The sequence below is a fragment of the Chitinophagaceae bacterium genome, assembly GCA_007695095.1.
In the GTDB taxonomy this organism is placed as follows: domain Bacteria; phylum Bacteroidota; class Bacteroidia; order Chitinophagales; family REEL01; genus REEL01.
This window is the reverse complement of the sequence record REEL01000167.1, coordinates 1-19396: the sequence shown is the minus strand read 5'-3', so window position 1 is coordinate 19396 and position 19396 is coordinate 1. Positions and strand designations below refer to the sequence as shown.

The window sequence follows — 19396 nt, the reverse complement described above, 5'->3', positions numbered from 1 at the left end:
ATTAATCCTGAGTTTCATCTTCCTGAGATTCATTATCATCTTCAATTTCTTCCACAATAAACTTGCCAATTTTAGCTGTAGCTGCTATTTCATCATTTTCACCCAAACGGATAAGTCTTACACCTTGTGTAGCTCTACCCATTACTCTTATGTTTTCTAATCCCATTCTTATCAAAATACCGGAACGATTAATAATCATCAAATCATCTTCATCTGAAACATTTTTAATCGTCACCAGTTTACCTGTTTTATCTGTGACATTTATTGTTTTAACACCCTTACCACCTCGGTTTGTGATTCTGTATTCATCTAAATTAGAGCGTTTACCATAACCTTTTTCAGAAACAACTAAAACGGTATCTGTTGATTTTTCCGGATTTAAGCAAACCATACCAACTACTTTATTGTCATCAGACCCTAAAACCATACCTCTTACACCTGCTGCAGTACGGCCCATTGAACGAACTTTCGTTTCATTAAAACGGATAGCTCTCCCCTCTTTACTGGCCAATATTACTTCACTCTTACCATCTGTAAGTTTCGCTTCCAGCAATCTGTCATTTTCACGGATGGTTATTGCGTTAATTCCATTAGAACGTGGACGGGAAAAGGCTTCCAATGGAGTCTTTTTAATTACCCCATTTTCAGTACAAAACATGATAAAGTGTTCATCTAAATATTCTTTATCATTCAAATTAGGTACTTTTATCAATGCTCTAATACTATCCTCTTTCGGGAAGTTGATAACATTTTGAATAGCTCTTCCCAAACTTACTTTTGTACCTTCCGGGATTTCATATACCTTTAACCAGTAGCAACGACCTAATTCTGTAAAGAACATAATAGTATTGTGGGTTGTAGCCACAAATAAATATTCAATAAAGTCCTCGTCACGAGTTTTCCCACCTTTTGACCCTCTGCCACCTCTACTTTGAGCTCTGTATTCAGTAGCTAAAGTTCTTTTGATATAACCAAGGTGAGAGATAGTAATAATAACTTCTTCATCAGGTATTAAATCTTCAATATTCATGTCACCTGCAGCAAATTCTATGGTAGTTTTACGCTCATCACCATAGTCTTCTTTTACCTTATTCAACTCATCTTTAATGATTTGCATACGAAGACTTTCGCTTTCTAAAATTTCTTTATAATAAGCGATTTTCTTAAGTAGTTCTTCATAATCTGATTTGATTTTATCTCTTTCCAGGCCGGTAAGTTTCTGTAATCTCAAATCAAGTATGGCTCTTGCCTGCTCTTCTGATAACTCAAAACTTGACATCAATCCGTTTCTGGCATCTTCAGGAGTTCTGGCACTTCTGATTAAAGCTATTACTTCATCTAAGTGGTCAAGGGCAATTAATAAACCTTCTAAGATATGAGCTTTCTTTTCAGCTTCTCTTAAATCATATTTTGTTCTTCGAACGACTACCTCATGTCTGAAATCAACAAAATGCCTGATTAAGTCTTTTAGATTTAACTGTTTTGGTCTTCCATTTACCAAAGCAATATTGTTAACTCCGTAAGAAGTTTGAAGAGGTGTGAAGTTATACAATTGATTTAAAACAACATTTGGAACAGCATCTTTTCGCAATTCAAAAATAATGCGCATTCCATTTCTATCTGACTCATCTCTAATCCCTGTAATTCCTTCAATTTTCTTTTCATTTACTAAATCAGCGGCCCGCATTAACAAAAGGGACTTATTTACCTGATATGGTATTTCAGTAACGATTATTCTGGAGCGGTTTCCATTTTCTTCAATTTCAGCTTTTCCTCTTACGACTACTCTTCCCCTTCCGGTCATAAGACCTTCTTTTACTCCGTCATATCCGTATATTATACCGCCGGTTGGAAAATCCGGTGCTTTAACATGCTCAATAAGACCTTCTATATCTATATCATTATCATCTATATAAGCATTTATTCCATCGATTACTTCAGATAAATTGTGAGGCAAGATATTTGTTGCCATACCAACAGCTATACCACTTGCTCCATTTATTAAAAGATTAGGTATTTTAGATGGTAAAACACTAGGTTCTTTTAGGGTATCATCAAAATTATCTGTAAAGTCAACTGTATCTTTATCAATATCTGCTAAAAGTTCTTCAGATATTTTTGCCAAACGTGCTTCCGTATAACGCATAGCAGCCGGATTGTCACCATCTATAGACCCAAAGTTACCCTGTCCGTCTACAAGTGGATAACGAAGAGACCATGGCTGAGCCATACGTACCATAGCATCGTAAACTGAACTATCACCGTGTGGATGATATTTACCTAAAACCTCTCCAACAATTCTAGCTGACTTTTTGTAAGACTTGCCGGATGTAACCCCCAAATCAAACATTCCATATAAAACTCTGCGATGCACCGGCTTCAAACCATCTCTTACATCAGGAATAGCTCTTGATACTATAACAGACATAGAATAGTCTATATAGGCCGATTTCATTTCTTCCTCAATATTAATAGGAATTACTCTCTGCTTAGAATTTTCGTCCATCTTTGAATTTTTATAAATTAATGCACAAAAATAACAAATATTTGCTCCCTTACAATCTCAATACAAGAAGATTATGTGCTTTTTGAAATAAAATCTCTAAAAGCTGTCTATTTTAAGTAATAGATGCATATATACTTATTCAAGTAATATTAGACTTTCTCCAAAATTATTGCTAAATATGAGGTAGTTTACATTTCAGATTTAAGTAAGTGCTTAAAATTTTGTCTGAATTTATTAACTTTAGGCGCTACAACAGCTGCACAGTAAGGTTGTCCGGGATTATTTGCAAAAAAGTTCTGATGATAATCTTCTGCCGGGAAAAAACTTTTAATTTCCGTTATTTCTGTAACTATAGGCTTAGGCCACAGTCCGGAAGCATTCGTTTCATCCTTTGATTTTTGAGCAATTTCTTTTTGCTTTTCAGAATGATAATAAACACCCGATCTGTATTGAGTGCCAATATCATTCCCCTGACGATTTAGTGTTGTCGGATCATGCACATGCCAGAATACTTTAAGCAGTGTTTCAAAATCAATCTGCTGAGGGTCAAAAACAATTCTTACCACTTCTGCATGGCCGGTGACGCCACTGCAAACTTCTTCATAAGTGGGATTATCCGTTTTTCCGTTAGAGTAGCCACTCATCACTTTCTTAACCCCTTTTAAATCATTAAAAATCGCTTCTACACACCAAAAACAGCCCGCGCCAAATGTAGCTTCTTCGAAATTCTCATTCATTCCTTCCATTTCAATTAAATTAAAATTATTCGTTACAAAATCCGATTTTTGAGAATGACAAGATATAAGGAATCCTGTCATTAAAAACAAAACAGAGCATAAAAAAAGTTTATTCAGGTAATTCATACGGATATTTACCATAGAAACGCACAAAGAGCCATAGAGTTGCAACTGCCAGTGGAAAAATAATCCAAAGAGGTGTATGAAACACAAATAGAGGGCCCAGACAAACAGCTGAAACGATTCCGACCAGCATGGAATATGGCAATTGGGTTTGAACGTGAGCGATATGATTACAATCTGTGGCTAAAGAGCTTAAAACAGTTGTATCTGAAATGGGAGAGCAATGGTCTCCCCAGATTGCTCCGGCTAATACAACTGAAATAACTGCAATTAAAACATCATAATTTTCACCTCCTGCCTCACCACCAATAGCAAGCCAGCTTACCGGCAAAGCCAATGGGAAAATTATTGCCATTGTACTCCAGCTTGAACCCGTTGAAAATGCTATTAAAGCTGAAGTGATGAAAACGATAAGCGGTAACCATCTAGGATTTACCGTTTCTCCTATAAATGAAGAAAGAAAAACTGCCGTGTTTAAATCTGAAGTGACTGCCGAAAGGCTCCAGGCTAAAAGTAAAATAACAACTGCATGTAACATACTTTTAAATCCGTTTAGCATACTTTCGGTAATTGCACTTATCCCTCCTTGAATTTTTTTTCTAAGTAAAAAACATAAAATAAATGCTAAAATCAAACCGCTCAAAGATGCCTGTAAAAGTGCTTTATATGGGTCTGATTCTCCGATTGTTAAGGATAGTTTTTGAAAAAATGAAATATCCGTTTGATTCCAAATTGCCGGGCTGTAGCCACTTAAGAACATGCTAACCATAGCTACAGCCAGTAAAACAACTACCGGTAGTATCGCCATCATAGGATGACTGCTAAACTCTTTTTCGGTATTTGCACTTTTCACTTCATCAGGTTTAGATTTTGAAGCAACGAATTCTGCCTTTAGCATTGGGCCAAAATCTTTACCTGAAAGAATTAGTATTAATATAAAAATCAAGGTCAGAAATGGATAAAATGAATACTTTAGAGAAGCTAAAAATAGAGAGTATGGGTTTAAATCAGGTGCAAAAGTTTGTAATGCATCGGCTATATAGCCCAACTCCACTCCTATCCAGGTAGTTATTAAAGCTATTGAAGCAACCGGAGCGGCTGTACTATCAACAATATATGCCAGTTTTTCCCGGGAAATTTTAAACTTATCAGTAACTGATTTCATGGTGTTGCCTACTATCAGAGTATTGGCATAATCATCAAAAAATATGATGATTCCCATCAACCAGGTTAAGAGCAGACTTCTTTTTTTATTTTTTGCATAAGGCAGCAAAGCATTCACTAAAGCCTTTGTACCTCCGTTTAGTTGGATTAAAGTAACCATCCCCCCGATAAAAAGTGAAAAAATGATTACAGCAGCATGATTCGGATTAGATAAAGCCCCTACGAGATAGATATTTACTACATCAAAAAAAGATTGTAAAAAACCTCTTAAACCTCCCCCACCATTCATCAATAGCACTCCTGAAAACACTCCAATGAAAAGAGATATAATGACTTCTTTAAATACTAAAGCTAAAAAAATCGCTATAAGGGGAGGCAATAAACTTAACCAGGCCGGAAAACTATTTATAACCAAATCTGACTCATCGCCTTTTATTATCAGTAATTTGAACTCATTCATACTAAATCCTGTTTTCAGATAATAAATACCCTCTACAGGTAAGGAAAAAGTAATGTAAATATCGTTTTCTATTTCCTTTGTTTTGATATCAGGGAGATTTGTTTGTAAGGCTTCAGTATCGTAGCTTGATATTTTATAATAAACAAGAGTATCTTCTTCACTTTTTTCTATGAAAAAATTGCTTTCAACATCTGCAAAAGCAGTTGGAAAATGTATGAACAAAATGAAAAATAAAAGTGGAAAGAACTTCATTAATATTATTTAACTTTGACATAGTGAACCGAAGTAAAATTTCATGCTATATTAAAGCATTTTATTAAAATAGCAGAATTAAGTAATCATAAATGTGAATGCTTTGCATAAAAAATGCCTCTTAACTGATTTAAAACTCAAGATAAATGAATGATTTCAAAGTGTACCTTTCATTTTTATTAATGATGTTACTGTTTTCACCAATTAGTGATTTAAGAGCTCAAAGCATACCTTTTTTTGAAAGTATTTATGACGTTCCTGTTTCAAATAACGGCCATATACTTGAAACACCCTGGATTGGTGGCTTGAATAATCCACAATTTTCAGAAGCAGATTTAAACAATAATGGCATAAATGATCTGGTTATTTTTGATCGTACAGGATTCAAAGTTCTTACATTCATAAATAATGGTATACCGGATAGCATTTCTTACACTTATGCTCCGGAATATGCTGAAAGATTTCCAAGTCAACTAAGACACTGGATGTTGATGAAAGATATGGCATGCAATGGGATACCTGATATTATATCCTCACAGTTAGCAAGCATCAGAGTGTATCGCGGTTTTTATGAAGATGATTTTTTAACTTTTGAGGTTTGGGACGATTTAAAATATCAAACTACTGGTAGTAGTGGCATAGCCAATATTTTTGTAACTCAAATAGACATTCCGGGCTTTGCAGATATCAATAATGACGGAGATATAGATGTATTGGCATTTGACGTTTTTGGAGGCTATATTCATTATTATGAAAACCTTTCGTCTGAATTAGGTATGTGTGGCGATACTTTAATTTTCAAAAAAGTAGATGACTGCTGGGGAAATATTTTTGAAAGTGAATTTCAGGAAGAAGTTTTATTGTTAGACACCTGTGGAACACTAATTCCAACTCCTCAGGCGGCTAAGTCTTTCAGACATCCGGGTTCTACTCTTCTCCCCTTTGATTTGTATGGAAATGGCTTAAAAGATTTAATATTAGGAGATATAGTTTCAACAAAGCTTAATCGCTTAGTAAATGCCGGAACACCTGATTCAGCAAAAATTATAAGTCAGGATATAAACTTTCCATCTTACAATGTACCTGTAAATATACCTTATTTTGCAGCGGCTTTTGCAGCAGATGTAAATAATAATGGGAAAAAAGATTTACTAGTAGCTCCAAACTCTTTACAAATCTCTGAAAACATCAATTGTTCGTGGATGTATGAAAATGTAGGTGAAGGAGATACTGCTGTATTTGAATTAAGGACGACTTCATTTTTAGTAGGTGAAATGATTGATGTGGGGGAAGGCTCAATTCCTATATTTTTTGATCATAATGGAAACGGTATTAAAGATTTAGTTATAGCTAACTACGGAAAATTTGTAGATGTAGGTGATGTTCGTTCAGCACTAACTTTGTATGTAAATACGGGTACTAATAATAATCCTGCATATGAGTTAGCGGATGAAGACTTCGGAAATGTATCTATTTTATCTACCAATCAGTTACATCCGGCATTTGGTGATTTAACCGGGAATGGAGTTGAAGATATGATAGTTGGGGATCGCTTTGGGAATCTTCATTTTTTTGAAAATACTGCTCAGGCCGGAGATCCTGCCAATTTTGTTTTAAGTCTCTCTAATTTATTAAACATAGGTGGGTCTTTTGCCGCTCCTTTTCTATATGATGTGAATGCTAATGGTAAATTAGATTTGTTAGTTGGTGAAAGAAACGGAAATGTTCGTTATTATGAAAATATTGGCACTGCTCAAAATTTCTTTTTTGATGTTAATGCCACAAATAGTTTTTTAGGTCAAATGGATGCCAGAGAGCCGGGTGTATTTACCGGTCATTCAATACCCTGGGTGTCAGGACTGGATTCTACTGATAATGAATACATTTTATTAGGGACGAATCATGGAAAGATTAAAGTATATCAATTGGATAGAGACAGTTTGTTAAGCGGTTCTTTCCCGGTAATAACAGAAAATTTCTCGAATATTAATTTAGGAAGCCGCTCTGCTCCTACTGTTTATGAACCGGAAGAAAACAGATATTTTATGATATCCGGCAATTACAGAGGTGGATTAACTTTTTATCAGTCATCAGACAGCCTATTTATCGATCCGGAGAACTTTATTCCTTCTATTGTTGACCAGACAGTATCCATAAAAGTTTTTCCGAACCCGGCAGCCGAATCTATTGTTTTACAAACTGAAGGTCTCCAAAAAAATATAGAGTCTGTAATACAGATTTTTGATATGCAAGGTCGAAAAATACTTAATTATGAAGGCTATTTGCAAGAAGCATTTGTGATACCGGTCAAACATTTGAACCCCGGAATTTATGTGATTCAAATGCAAAATGGTAAAAAATCAGGTAGTGCCCGCTTTTTAAAAGTAGATTAATTGGAGAGGATTTAATTCAGGTTTTAAATGAAAAAAATGAAAAAAAACATTTTAGCTTTCCTTATTGTATTGCTTAATACATTTGCTTTAACTGCACAGCCCGTATTTGAGCAAATACATAATATACCTGTACATCAAAACAATCAAACTATTGATAAAGCCTGGTTGGGGGGATTGAATTATCCGCAATTTAATGCTGCAGATTTAAATAATAATGGTATAGATGATTTGGTGGTTTTTGATAAGTCAGGAAATCGGATTTTAACCTTTTTAAATTCCGGGCAGGAGGGAGAGATTTCTTACACTTATGCTCCGGAATACGCTGAGTATTTCCCAAATGTCCAGCATTGGATGATTTTAACAGACTTTAATTGTGATGGTGTTCCGGACTTGTTTTTCTCCGGAAATAATCGAATTGAATATTACAGAGGTAAATATACAGATGGAAAGTTAGATTTTGAGTATGTAGATTATTTGAGGTATCAGGGTTTTTCAGGCCCCCTAAATATTTTTGTTTCTACAGTTGACTATCCTGCAATTGTAGACGTGAATGGAGATGGAGTTAAAGACATATTGGCATTTCATATGCTTGGTGGGTTTGTGCTTTATTTTAAAAACAATTCTATGGATACGCATGGCAATTGTGATGGAAACTTAATATTTGAACAAGCCGATAATTGTTGGGGAGATTTCTATGAAAGTGCATCTTCAAAAGGGGTTAGTTTGGTAGATTCCTGTGTAGGCTTTTTTCTTCCACCTGTAGATGAATATTATCCTGACAGAAGACATGCCGGGTCAACTCTTACAGCTCTTGATATTAATAATAATGGTGTTCAGGACCTACTGGTGGGTGATGTTGAATACAGTAATATCGTTTTTTTGTTAAATGGCGGAACTCCGGATTTAGCTAAAATGGTGCAGCAGGATAGTCTTTTTCCTAATTATGACATACCTATACACATGCCAACTATGCCGGCTAATTTTCTGGTAGATATCAATAATAATGGTAAGAAAGACTTAATTGTAGCTCCAACGGATATGTACTCCGCTACTGAAACTTTAGATTGTGCGTGGTTGTATTTAAATGTCGGTGATGAAGACTCAATGATTTTTCAAAAAGAATCTTCGTCTTTTCTGGTTGGAGATATGATAGATGCCGGACAAATGTCACGTCCCGTCTTTGTTGATATATCCGGAAATGGTTTAAAAGATTTAATTATTGGGAATAACGGGTATTATACCGGGCCTTTTGAGAAAACAGCAGCATTGACTTATTATGAAAACACCGGTACTCCGGAAGAACCTGAATTTACTCTTATTACCAGAGATTTTGGGAGTCTGAGTCAGTTAAACAAGGTCTACCTCTCCCCTGCTTTTGCTGACCTGAATAATAATGGCAAAAAGGAATTGGTTGTAGGTGATGAGGACGGGAGTTTACATTTATTTGTAAATGTATCAGCAGTAAATGAACCTGCCGTGTATGTTTTGGAGGAAGAAGAATGGATAAGATATCCCTGGACGTTTAGTACACCCTACTTTTATGATATTAACGGAAACGGACTATATGATTTATTAGTAGGTGAAAGACAAGGTACTATTAAGTTAATGCTTAATAAAGGCACACAGACTAATTTTGATTTTGATATAACACCCGATAATCCGTTTTTTGGTGGAATAGATGCCAGAAAACCAATGTTTATTGATGGATATACCAGTCCTGCGATTATTGAATTAGATAATCAGAAATATGTATTAACAGGTTCTGAGGCAAGAGGGTTATTATTATATGCTTTTAATCCGGACAGCATTTTAGAGGGTAAGTTTGATCTTACAGCTGAAGATTTTTCACAAACAAATGTGGGTCAAAGGTCAGCTCCTGCTCTTACTAAGTTTTCACCTGAAGGTCAATTGCATATGGTTTTAGGTAATATGCGCGGTGGACTTCAATTATACCGTCTAACTCAGGAAGTTTCAGTAGAAGAATCAATTCAAACAGTTGATTTAGAAAATATCGTAAATATCTATCCGAACCCGGCATCTACTTTTATCAATATTGAGTTTAGTAATTTAGATATTTCAAATCGCACTGATATTGAGGTTTTTAATATTCAGGGACAACTTTTACGCAAAATTGAAAATGTAAATAGTAGAGTATACAGAGTTGATGTTTCAGACTTATCTCCGGGCATGTATCTAATTAAAGTACGTAATGCTATAACAAATCAAGTTCAAAAATTAATAGTCCACTAGTAATTTCTTTAAAAGTAAAAGGAGCGAGATTTTAAAAATTTAAAATCCCGCTCTTTCATTTATGGTTTATTGAGAGATAATTAATCTACATCATATTCCCAAATACAGGTAATAATCATTCTTCGGGGTGCTTCATCAGATCCGGAAAATCTAATGTGTATCTGATCCCCCTGGTTAAAACTTGCTCCGGCAGTAAAATTCATATCATAGCTAGTTAAAAAGCTATTTACATTTACTGTTTGTTCTTGCACGGCTGTTTGATTTTTATTGACATGTAGCCCAAAGGTGGTATTCCCTGGTGCCGGGCTTCCGGTAGTATTATCTTCAGCATTTATAATGATTTTTTTAAGTCTGCCATTAAAAGGGGCTATTTTAGTATATATATGATTAGGTTCAGCAGCTACCGATGTACCGGTACTTCTAAAACCTAGCCATCTGTTATCTGTGTTAGTGCTAAAAAGGTAATGACTTGAAAAGTGATCCATAGTACCGGTAACCCTACCCTCTGCTTTTATATCTCCAAATACTTCCATTTCATTTCCCGGACCGTCAAGTGTCATTAGAATTGGAATATCAGTCTTTCCTGAAGAACCGGCATCATTTACGGCAAAATGTAATTTACCCTGTGACCATGATCCTGTTCTTTCAGCTACTATAGCGGCTGTTCCTGTGTAGGTATTGTTTTCGCCTTGCGTAAACTTTATACCGTTACCTTCTCCATTTGACCAATCTGTTCTTCTAAAGTCTGCATGATAAGTTGCTGTTAGGCTTACCCGATTATTTGGCAGCATAACATCGTCATCATTGGCAGACACAAAATTAGCTTGAATATCAGGATTATCTGGTGAAACTACTACACTTCCTGCACCATATGAAATATTATCATTCCCATCCTCTGTCCAGTTTGAACTACCGCCACCACCACTTGGATCTTGCCATGTAGCATTACCATCTGCATCAGAGGTTAATACTCTGCCAACTTGTGGGTTTCCTCCCCTTATTCTGATTTCACCGTCAATATCTAAATCAGCAGTAGGGTTTTCTGTTTTAATACCTACATTTTGATTCCCGGCGGCTAAGAATAAAGATAAATTCATGTTTGGAGCGAAAGCAATATTTCTTGAACTTTGGTCTGTATTAAATTCGTATCTAAAAGGACTATCTGTATAGGTCAATTGAAGTCTGTGGCTTTCTCCAAACCCATACCACTCCATTATAGGACCGTTTCCGGTTCCATTCGCTTTGTCAATAATAACAGGTTCATTAGCAGAATTATCTAAACTTATATGCAGTTTACCCTGAGGGTTTATGTTCCCAAGACCGGTGTTTCCGCTAACATATAGCCCGTTGTTTTGAGCATTTGTAGGATCTGATGTTCCTACAGCTAATCTTTCATAAATAGAAACTCCGGTAGAGTTTAATCGTAGACCTCTGTTTCCACTAGCATCTTCTATATACAAACTTGAGCCATCATGAGTTCTTAGGTTACGGGCAAATACAGTACCGCTTGCATCTCCGGATAAGGCAATGTTACCGTTAACATCTAAAGCTTCCGAAGGAACTACACTGCCTAAACCAATACCGACTCTGGCACCGCTTCCTAAGGTTTCTTCCTGTACTTGTAATGCATAATTTGGTGAACTCCCGTCTGGATTTGCAAAATAAAATTGTGCACGATTAGCACTTGTCGTTTGAGTGATTCCGAAGACTCTGTCAATAAATGCACTTTCGGTTCTGTCAATAACTATATGGTCTCTCCAGCTATTACTTCTTACATGTAAGGCTGATATAGGGTCTGCAGTACCAATACCCACATCTCCGTCATCATAATAAATGTTATTGCCATTCTCTTGCCATAAGGTATTTGAAGTTAATTGGTTATCTACATATTCTTTTGAAGCTGCATGTTCCGGTGCAGTTGGGACAAGAGGTATAATAAGTTGATCTGTGAACCGGCCGGTTCCGCTTACATCTAATGTATATTCCGGACTTCTGTTTCCTATACCTAATCTGCCATTATAGTCCAAAGTCATGCGAATAGGAATATCTGCCGTAATATTATTTTCAGATTTCACTGCAAAATGCATCTTAGATTGTGATTGCAAACCCATTCTTTCAAGGGCAATAGCACCACCTACATTTGCATCTACACTACTTACAGTAAATCCTATACCGGTCATTTGGCCGGAGCCAGAACCAAAATGAGACCTGACTACAAAGGGGCCGTTTTCCATATTTACTGATTCCCCATTCGTACCTGCAACATCTTCTTGTGAAACAATGTAAAACTTGTATAATGGATCATCAGTACCTATTGCAACATTCCCAACATCATAATAAATATTGTCATTGCCATCTTCCTGCCAAAGGTCCTGCCCGGCAATCTGATTATCAACATATTGTTTTGAAGCAGCGTGTTCCGGATTTACCGGTAACAAAGGTATGCTGACTTGTCCGGTAAATCTACCGCTTCCGGCAACATCTAAGGTAAATTGGGGATTAGCTGTTCCAATACCAACATTGCCGTCATTTCTAACACGTAATATTAAATCTTCACTTTCATTTGTAACGTCTAAAGCTGAGGTTGCAGAAGTGCTAGTTTCTCCCTTAATTTCTAAGCGAGCTCCCGGCGTATCTGTACCTACTCCAACATTTTGTGAAAATAAATAAACGGTTGATATTAATAATAAAAATGTAAGTGTAAAATACTTAATCATAAACAAGTAATTTTATTTGAAAAAATTTAAAAGCATTATACTAAAATAGCACCCTAATCATACCTAAGCAACTTTTTTTTAAAATTTTATATATATTAATTTTAATAATTAATAATACTATTAATTATTAAATGTATAAATATTTATATTATTTTTACATGGTTTAGTTTAAAAATATAATTAAAATCATATTTAGTAGCAATGGTCGTTCGTTACATCAAATTTAAGAAATAAAAAAAGAGCTGTTAATGTAACTATTTAACACATAAAAAAGCCCGTTTAAAAACGGGCTTTAAAATTTAAATTAACTCATTTTTTAGTTAGAGGCAGATACTTCTTTTTGAGAGTTTTCAAGTATCAGGTTTTCTAATTTTGTTAATCTTTCATTAAGCTCTAAAACATTATTATTTTCAGTTTTAAGACGCTCATTTTCGGTTTGTAGTTCTGCAATTTTTTCATTTAATTCTTTAACTGCATTAATCAACATATAGGTCATGGCAGAATTGTTAACATCATAAAAAGTTTCTCCGTTTATTTCTGTTTCTCCAACCATAAAGGGTGCAACTTCTTTAAGTTCCTGGGCAATAACTCCAACATATTGTACCTGACTATCGTAACCACTTTTCTCATTATAATTATAAAATACCGGATTAATATTCAGAACATCATGCAAGCCATTGCTAAAACTTGAAACATTCTCTTTTAATCTTGCATCTGAAGTGGCAGTCCAACTTCCTCCTCCCGGTTTTCCGGCCGAACCATCTACATGAAGAAGGTACTGAGGGTTTAATGTTCCGATACCAACTCTTCCTCCGGAAGGACCATCTATTGTCATATAAATTGGAATATCAACTTTTCCGGATGCCCCTGCATTATTTACAGCAAAATGTAATCTCCCCTGAGACCAACCTCCTGTTCTTTCTGCTATAATCGCGGCTGTTCCAGTATAAGCGTTACCATTACCTACAGTAAATTTCATTCCACTTGCCTGAGTATTGCTCGTAGCATTTTGTCTGAGATCTAATGCTAAGTTGTCTAATATAACATTACTTCCATTCAATGGATTTTGAGTTTGCCTAACAACTAAATTTGATTGTACACCTGAAAGATTTGTTGTATTTATGGCTACTGACCCCGAATTATTATTATTTAAATGATTATCTCCATCCTCAGTCCAATTTGAGCTACCACCAACAGCAGGATCTTCCCAAGTAGCTAAACCATTAGCATCCGAAGTAAGTACTCTACCTGCTTGTGGATTCCCACCTCTTATTCTTATTTGGCCATCAATATCTAATTCAGTGGATGGAGCCATCGTGCCAACACCAACTCGACCATTCCCATTAATCATTAATGTTTGTACGTTATTTGGTGCAAATCGAATATTTCTTATAGATTCATCAGTATTAAACACATAATCTCCATTATAGGTTAGCTGCAAACGGTGAGTTTCTCCAAATCCATACCACTCCATTAATGGGCCGTTTCCCGTTCCATTTGCTTTATCAATTATTACAGGCTGATTTGCCACATTACTTAAGCTAATATGAAGCTTTCCCTGAGGATTTGTATTTCCAAGTCCGGTGTTTCCATTGACATATAAACCATTATTTGGAGCATTTGTAGGATCTGCTGTCCCTACAGCTAATCTTTCATAAATAGAAACTCCGGTAGAGTTTAAACGAAAACCTCTGTTTCCATTAGCGTCTTCCATATACAAACTAGCGCCATCATGTGTTCTTAGGTTACGGGCAAATACAGTACCGCTTGCATCACCGGATAAGGCAATATTACCATTAACGACTAAAGCTTCAGAAGGCTCAATGTTACCCAAACCAATGCCGACTCTGGCTCCACTTCCGTAGGTATCTTCCTGTATTTGAAAGGCATAATTGTAAGGAGCACTGTTGCCAGGTTCAGCAAAATAAAACTGAGCTCTACTGTTATTGGTCGTTTGAGTAATTCCGAAGATTCTATCAATTGATATTGCATCTGTTCTGTCAATGACGAGATGGTCTCTCCATGAATTACTTTTTACATGTAAAGATGAAACCGGATCAGATGTTCCTATACCAACATCACCCATTACATATTGGTCTTCATGAAAAAAAACATCACTATAAGATACGATCCCCCATTGACCGGCAGGTGATACATACTGGTGTTGAAATGAACCGGAAAAGCCATGATCCAAAAATCCTTGTGTGGTACCGGCTAATACTGCTGCACCATCATTACTGCCTTGTAAAACAGCTGAAACACCCGTATTCCATCTATTTGTCGCATTTCCTGCTTGTCCGTAAACACCCGTACTTCTCCCGGAAGTTTCTGAAGATGATTTAACAGCATTTCCATGTAAGGCAGTAGCCTGTGCTGATGAACCATCCCAATTTATTCTGAAATATCCGGCTCTCTGTTGATTTGAACCTGCTGTTGTAAGAACAGAATGAAACTGAGCAGTTGCCGATGGACTTGTTGTTCCTACTCCAACTCTTCCGTCTCTACCAATAACTCCGGTTATATCTGCATCTCCATCCCAGCTTGGGTCAACCTCATCTATTAAAGCACCTATATCTTCCCATTCTGCATTCCCATTGGCATCAGATGTTAAAACTCTGCCTGCTGCCGGATTGCCACCTCTTATTCTAATCTCACCGTCGATATCTAATGTGCTTTGAGGATTGGTTACTCCAATACCAACATTTCCATTGTCATTTAAAATTAAAATATCATTAGCTGAAGAACCATTTACATTTGAAAAATATAGTCTTGCAGAATTTCCTCCTGTATTACTGGGAGTTATACCAAAAACTTTATCAATACCCGAGTCATCAGTCCTGTCAATAATTAAATGATCTCTAAAAGCACCACTTTTAACATGTAATTTAGATTCAGGTGAAGTAAGTCCAATACCAACATTTCCGCTACCCCCTTTAATCACCATATGATTGTTTGTTCCTCCAACAGAACCAAAATATAAATCTCTAAAATCTGCAGAACCGGCTTCAGAAGATTGTATATAGTTTCTAAATGGTCCAACATGAAAACGCAAGCGACCATCATTGCTTCTGGCCTGAATAAATGATTGTGAGGCATCATCTGCATAAACATCTAATAAGGTGGTTGGGGCATCTGTGCCAATTCCGATTCTACCGGTATTTTTTACCGTCATTCTTATTTGACTGTTAGAACGAAAATGAAAATCATCATTAGAAAATGTTCCAATACTTCTGTTAGCTCCTACCAGTCGAATATTACCGCCAATATTTAATCTTTCACTTAAAGTTGTTGTTCCTATACCAACTCTTTGATCATTACGTACCCGAAGTATGACTGTACCGTTTGCATTATTAACATCTAAAGCATTAGTTGCTGCCGTATTTGTCTCACCCTGAATTTCTAATCTGGCCCCCGGTGTATCCGTACCAACTCCCACGTTTTGTGAAAACAAATAGTAGGATGAAGTAACCAATAATATTGTAAGTGTAAAAATCTTCTTCATAAACAAGTAATTTTATTTGATAAAATTTTAAAATTTACGTCTAATTTAACACCACAAACATACTTAAGCAACTTTTTTTATTATTTTTATATATAGCATTTATTGCAATTAATAATAGCACTGTTATATAAATGTCTAAGCATTCTTTTTGCAACACTATTGTTTATTTTAAAAATATATATAAAGTTCAATTTAACAGTTTTTTTTTAAAGTTGTACTCAGATTCAGATTGAGCTATTTAAAATGAATTCAGTTTGATTTTAAAAAAAAGCCCGTATAGTACGGGCTTTAAATTTAAACTGTAGAAGTGAAATATATTTTATTCTTTTGGAGCAGACCAAATTCTTTTAACGTAAAGAGGTGTAGCACTTGATGTACCATCTTGAGTAATTTTAGTGGGGAATCTAAATTCAATATTTGAACCACTTATTCTCCATTGCATAGCATAGGTAGCAACATTTAATACACCGCCTGACTGGCCATCATAAGCCTGGTAAGAAACAACACTCATACCATTCGTTGTAGTAAAATTTCCATGTCCTACAATAGAAATACCTTTTTCTAATCCGTTACTTGTGTTATTACTAAACTCAATCATATACCTGTCGGTGTTTGTAGGTGAGTATCCAAGAGGGACGCTAGTCCAAGTTGTAACAGTTATAGGTACAGTAGTAGAGCCTATATTGTTATCGAGTCTTAATGTCCATATATCACCGCCACTGCCTCCTCCACTTGGCGCAACTTCCCATGTAGCTAGACCATTAGCATCTGAAGTAAGTACTCTGCCTGCTTGAGGGTTTCCACCTCTTATTCTGATTTCACCATCAATATCTAAATCAGCAGTAGGGTTTTCTGTTTTAATACCTACATTTTGATTCCCGGCGGCTAAGAATAAAGATAAATTCATGTTTGGAGCGAAAGCAATATTTCTTGAACTTTGGTCTGTATTAAATTCGTATCTAAAAGGACTGTCTGTATAGGTCAATTGAAGTCTGTGGGTTTCTCCAAACCCATACCACTCCATTATAGGACCATTTCCGGTTCCATTTGCTTTATCGACAATAACAGGTTCATTAGCAGAATTATTCAAGCTTATGTGAAGTTTTCCCTGTGGATTTGTATTTCCAAGTCCTGTGTTTCCGTTAACATACAATCCGTTATTAGGTGCATTCGTAGGGTCTGCTGTTCCTACAGCTAATCTTTCATAAATAGAAACTCCTGTTGAGTTTAATCGAAGTCCTCTATTTCCACTAGCGTCTTCTATATACAAACTTGAACCGTCATGTGTCCTTAAGTTTCTGGCAAAAACAGTACCATTAGCACCACTTGATAAGGTAATATTGCCATTTACATCCAAAGCCTCAGAAAAAGTGTCAAATGCACCTTTACCAATTCCTACTCTGGCACCACTTCCGGAGGTTTCTTCCTGTACTTGTAAAGCATAATTGTGAGGAGTACCGTTGTCAGGGTCTGCAAAATAAAACTGGGCTCTACCACCTTGAGTAGTTGTTTGAGTGATTCCAAAAACCCTGTCGATACTAGCATTCTGTGTTCTGTCAATAACGATATGGTCTCTCCATACATTGCTTTTTACGTGTAAAGAAGCAATCGGTTCAGCCGTTCCTATACCAACATCGCCCATTACATAGTGGTCTTCATGAAAATAAACATCACTGTAAGATACGATACCCCATTGACCGGCCGGTGATACATATTGATGTTGAAAAGATCCGGAAAATCCATGATCCAAAAATCCTTGTGTGGTACCGGCTAATACTGCTGCACCATCATTACTGCCTTGTAAAACAGCTGAAACACCCGTATTCCATCTATTTGTCGCATTTCCTGCTTGTCCGTAAACACCCGTACTTCTCCCGGAAGTTTCTGAAGATGATTTAACAGCATTTCCATGTAAGGCAGTAGCCTGTGCTGATGAACCATCCCAATTTATTCTGAAATATCCGGCTCTCTGTTGATTTGAACCTGCTGTTGTAAGAACAGAATGAAACTGAGCAGTTGCCGATGGACTTGTTGTTCCTACTCCAACTCTTCCGTCTCTACCAATAACTCCGGTTATATCTGCATCTCCATCCCAGCTTGGGTCAACCTCATCTATTAAAGCACCTATATCTTCCCATACTGCATTTCCATTGGCATCAGATGTTAAAACTCTGCCTGCTGCGGGATTCCCCCCTCTGATTCGAATTTCACCGTTTATATCTAATGTACTTTGAGGATTGGTAAGTCCAATACCAACATTTCCACTCCCCCCTTTAATCACCATGTGATTGTTTGCTCCTCCGACAGAGCCAAAATATAAATCTCGGAAATCTGCAGAACCGGCTTCAGAAGATTGTATATAGTTTCTAAATGGTCCAACATGAAAACGTAAGCGACCAACATTACTCCTGGCCTGAATAAATGATTGTGAAGCATCATCTGCATAAACATCTAATAAAGTAGTTGGATTATCTGTACCTATTCCTATTCTACCGGTATTTTTAACCGTCATTCGGATTTGACTACTTGAAGTAAGATGAAAGTCATCATTTGAATATGTTCCTATGCTTCTATTAGCTCCTACAAACCGAATATTTCCGCCAACATTTAAGCTTTCAGTTAAAGTTGTTGTTCCTATTCCTACTCTTTGATCATTACGTACCCGAAGTATTAAGGTGCCATCGGCTGTATTTACATCTAAAGCATTAGTTGCTGCTGTATTTGTTTCTCCCTGTATTTCTAGTCTGGCCCCGGGTGTATCTGTGCCGACACCCACGTTTTGTGCTATAGTACCGGTAAATGCAAATAAACAAAAAATTGACAAAAAGTAGATTTTTTTCATAAAATTGGATTAAAGTTTCTTAATATATAACTACAATGTTAAAATTGTATTACCCTAAAATTAAGACCTTAATCCATTTAAATCAAGTATATTTTTTGAAAACACACATAAATATTAGGCGTAACTATATATTTATAAAGAGTAAGCTTTTATGACAGCCAAATTAAATCAATAAGTGTTAAATTGATATTTTAATTATTTGGTTTATTCTCATAAAATTATTTATCGTGTAATTCATTCTATAAGAATCTGCCTTAGAAAATCTAATACATATTACATTTTAGATATGCAATTTTTCAATTTAATTATCGATATATAATTGACTATTGTTTTCTAAGCGCAACTCATTAGCTGTGGATTCTAACAAAACACTTCTTGCATCAATTCTGTGATTATTATTGATAATAAAGCTTCCATTTCTAATTAAGAGTTCATCAGATAATTCAAAAT

8 protein-coding genes are annotated in these 19396 nt (G+C 35.9%); 2 read left to right on the top strand and 6 right to left on the bottom strand.

From position 1 onward, the window contains the following. Window position 1 precedes the first annotated feature (1 nt). The 3 genes from gyrA to EA412_13880 all read right to left on the bottom strand — a co-directional run bounded on the left by gyrA (window position 2) and on the right by EA412_13880 (window position 5242). Complete coding sequence (gyrA, locus tag EA412_13890) at window positions 2-2506, bottom strand: DNA gyrase subunit A (GenBank protein ID TVR76287.1); 2505 nt, start codon at window positions 2504-2506, stop codon at window positions 2-4. A gap of 188 nt (window positions 2507-2694) precedes the next feature. After that, window positions 2695-3384, bottom strand: a complete 690-nt coding sequence (gene msrA / locus EA412_13885) for a peptide-methionine (S)-S-oxide reductase (GenBank protein TVR76307.1) — start codon at window positions 3382-3384, stop codon at window positions 2695-2697. Next, entirely contained in the window at window positions 3353-5242 is a 1890-nt protein-coding gene (locus EA412_13880; GenBank protein ID TVR76286.1) for a Na+/H+ antiporter NhaC family protein, read from the bottom strand. The genes msrA and EA412_13880 overlap by 32 nt, the downstream gene beginning before the upstream one ends. Before the next feature lie 146 nt (window positions 5243-5388). Here EA412_13880 and EA412_13875 point away from each other — a divergent pair, with 146 nt between their 5' ends. Then, entirely contained in the window at window positions 5389-7635 is a 2247-nt protein-coding gene (locus EA412_13875) for a T9SS C-terminal target domain-containing protein (GenBank protein ID TVR76285.1), read from the top strand. A 27-nt stretch (window positions 7636-7662) separates the two neighbouring features. Next, entirely contained in the window at window positions 7663-9885 is a 2223-nt protein-coding gene (locus EA412_13870; GenBank protein ID TVR76284.1) for a T9SS C-terminal target domain-containing protein, read from the top strand. 80 nt (window positions 9886-9965) lie between these two features. Here EA412_13870 and EA412_13865 read toward each other — a convergent pair whose 3' ends face one another. From EA412_13865 to EA412_13855, 3 genes are all read right to left on the bottom strand, one after another. Next, window positions 9966-12602 (bottom strand): hypothetical protein, encoded by a 2637-nt coding sequence (locus tag EA412_13865; protein TVR76283.1) that lies wholly within the window; start codon window positions 12600-12602, stop codon window positions 9966-9968. A gap of 316 nt (window positions 12603-12918) precedes the next feature. Next, on the bottom strand, window positions 12919-16104 hold the full coding sequence (locus EA412_13860; protein ID TVR76282.1) for a hypothetical protein: 3186 nt from the start codon (window positions 16102-16104) through the stop codon (window positions 12919-12921). Between the two features lie 319 nt (window positions 16105-16423). Next, window positions 16424-18946 carry a hypothetical protein gene (locus tag EA412_13855; protein TVR76281.1) on the bottom strand — a complete coding sequence of 841 codons (2523 nt, stop codon included), beginning with the start codon at window positions 18944-18946 and terminating at the stop codon, window positions 16424-16426. Window positions 18947-19396: the final 450 nt, after the last annotated feature.

Excerpts from the sequence above, each read along its gene's own strand:
- gyrA (TVR76287.1), bottom strand. The coding sequence starts at position 2,506 with ATGGACGAAAATTCTAAGCAGAGAGTAATTCCTATTAATATTGAGGAA.
- msrA (TVR76307.1), bottom strand. The coding sequence starts at position 3,384 with ATGGTAAATATCCGTATGAATTACCTGAATAAACTTTTTTTATGCTCT.
- EA412_13880 (TVR76286.1), bottom strand. The coding sequence starts at position 5,242 with ATGAAGTTCTTTCCACTTTTATTTTTCATTTTGTTCATACATTTTCCA.
- EA412_13875 (TVR76285.1), top strand. The coding sequence starts at position 5,389 with ATGAATGATTTCAAAGTGTACCTTTCATTTTTATTAATGATGTTACTG.
- EA412_13870 (TVR76284.1), top strand. The coding sequence starts at position 7,663 with ATGAAAAAAATGAAAAAAAACATTTTAGCTTTCCTTATTGTATTGCTT.
- EA412_13865 (TVR76283.1), bottom strand. The coding sequence starts at position 12,602 with ATGATTAAGTATTTTACACTTACATTTTTATTATTAATATCAACCGTT.
- EA412_13860 (TVR76282.1), bottom strand. The coding sequence starts at position 16,104 with ATGAAGAAGATTTTTACACTTACAATATTATTGGTTACTTCATCCTAC.
- EA412_13855 (TVR76281.1), bottom strand. The coding sequence starts at position 18,946 with ATGAAAAAAATCTACTTTTTGTCAATTTTTTGTTTATTTGCATTTACC.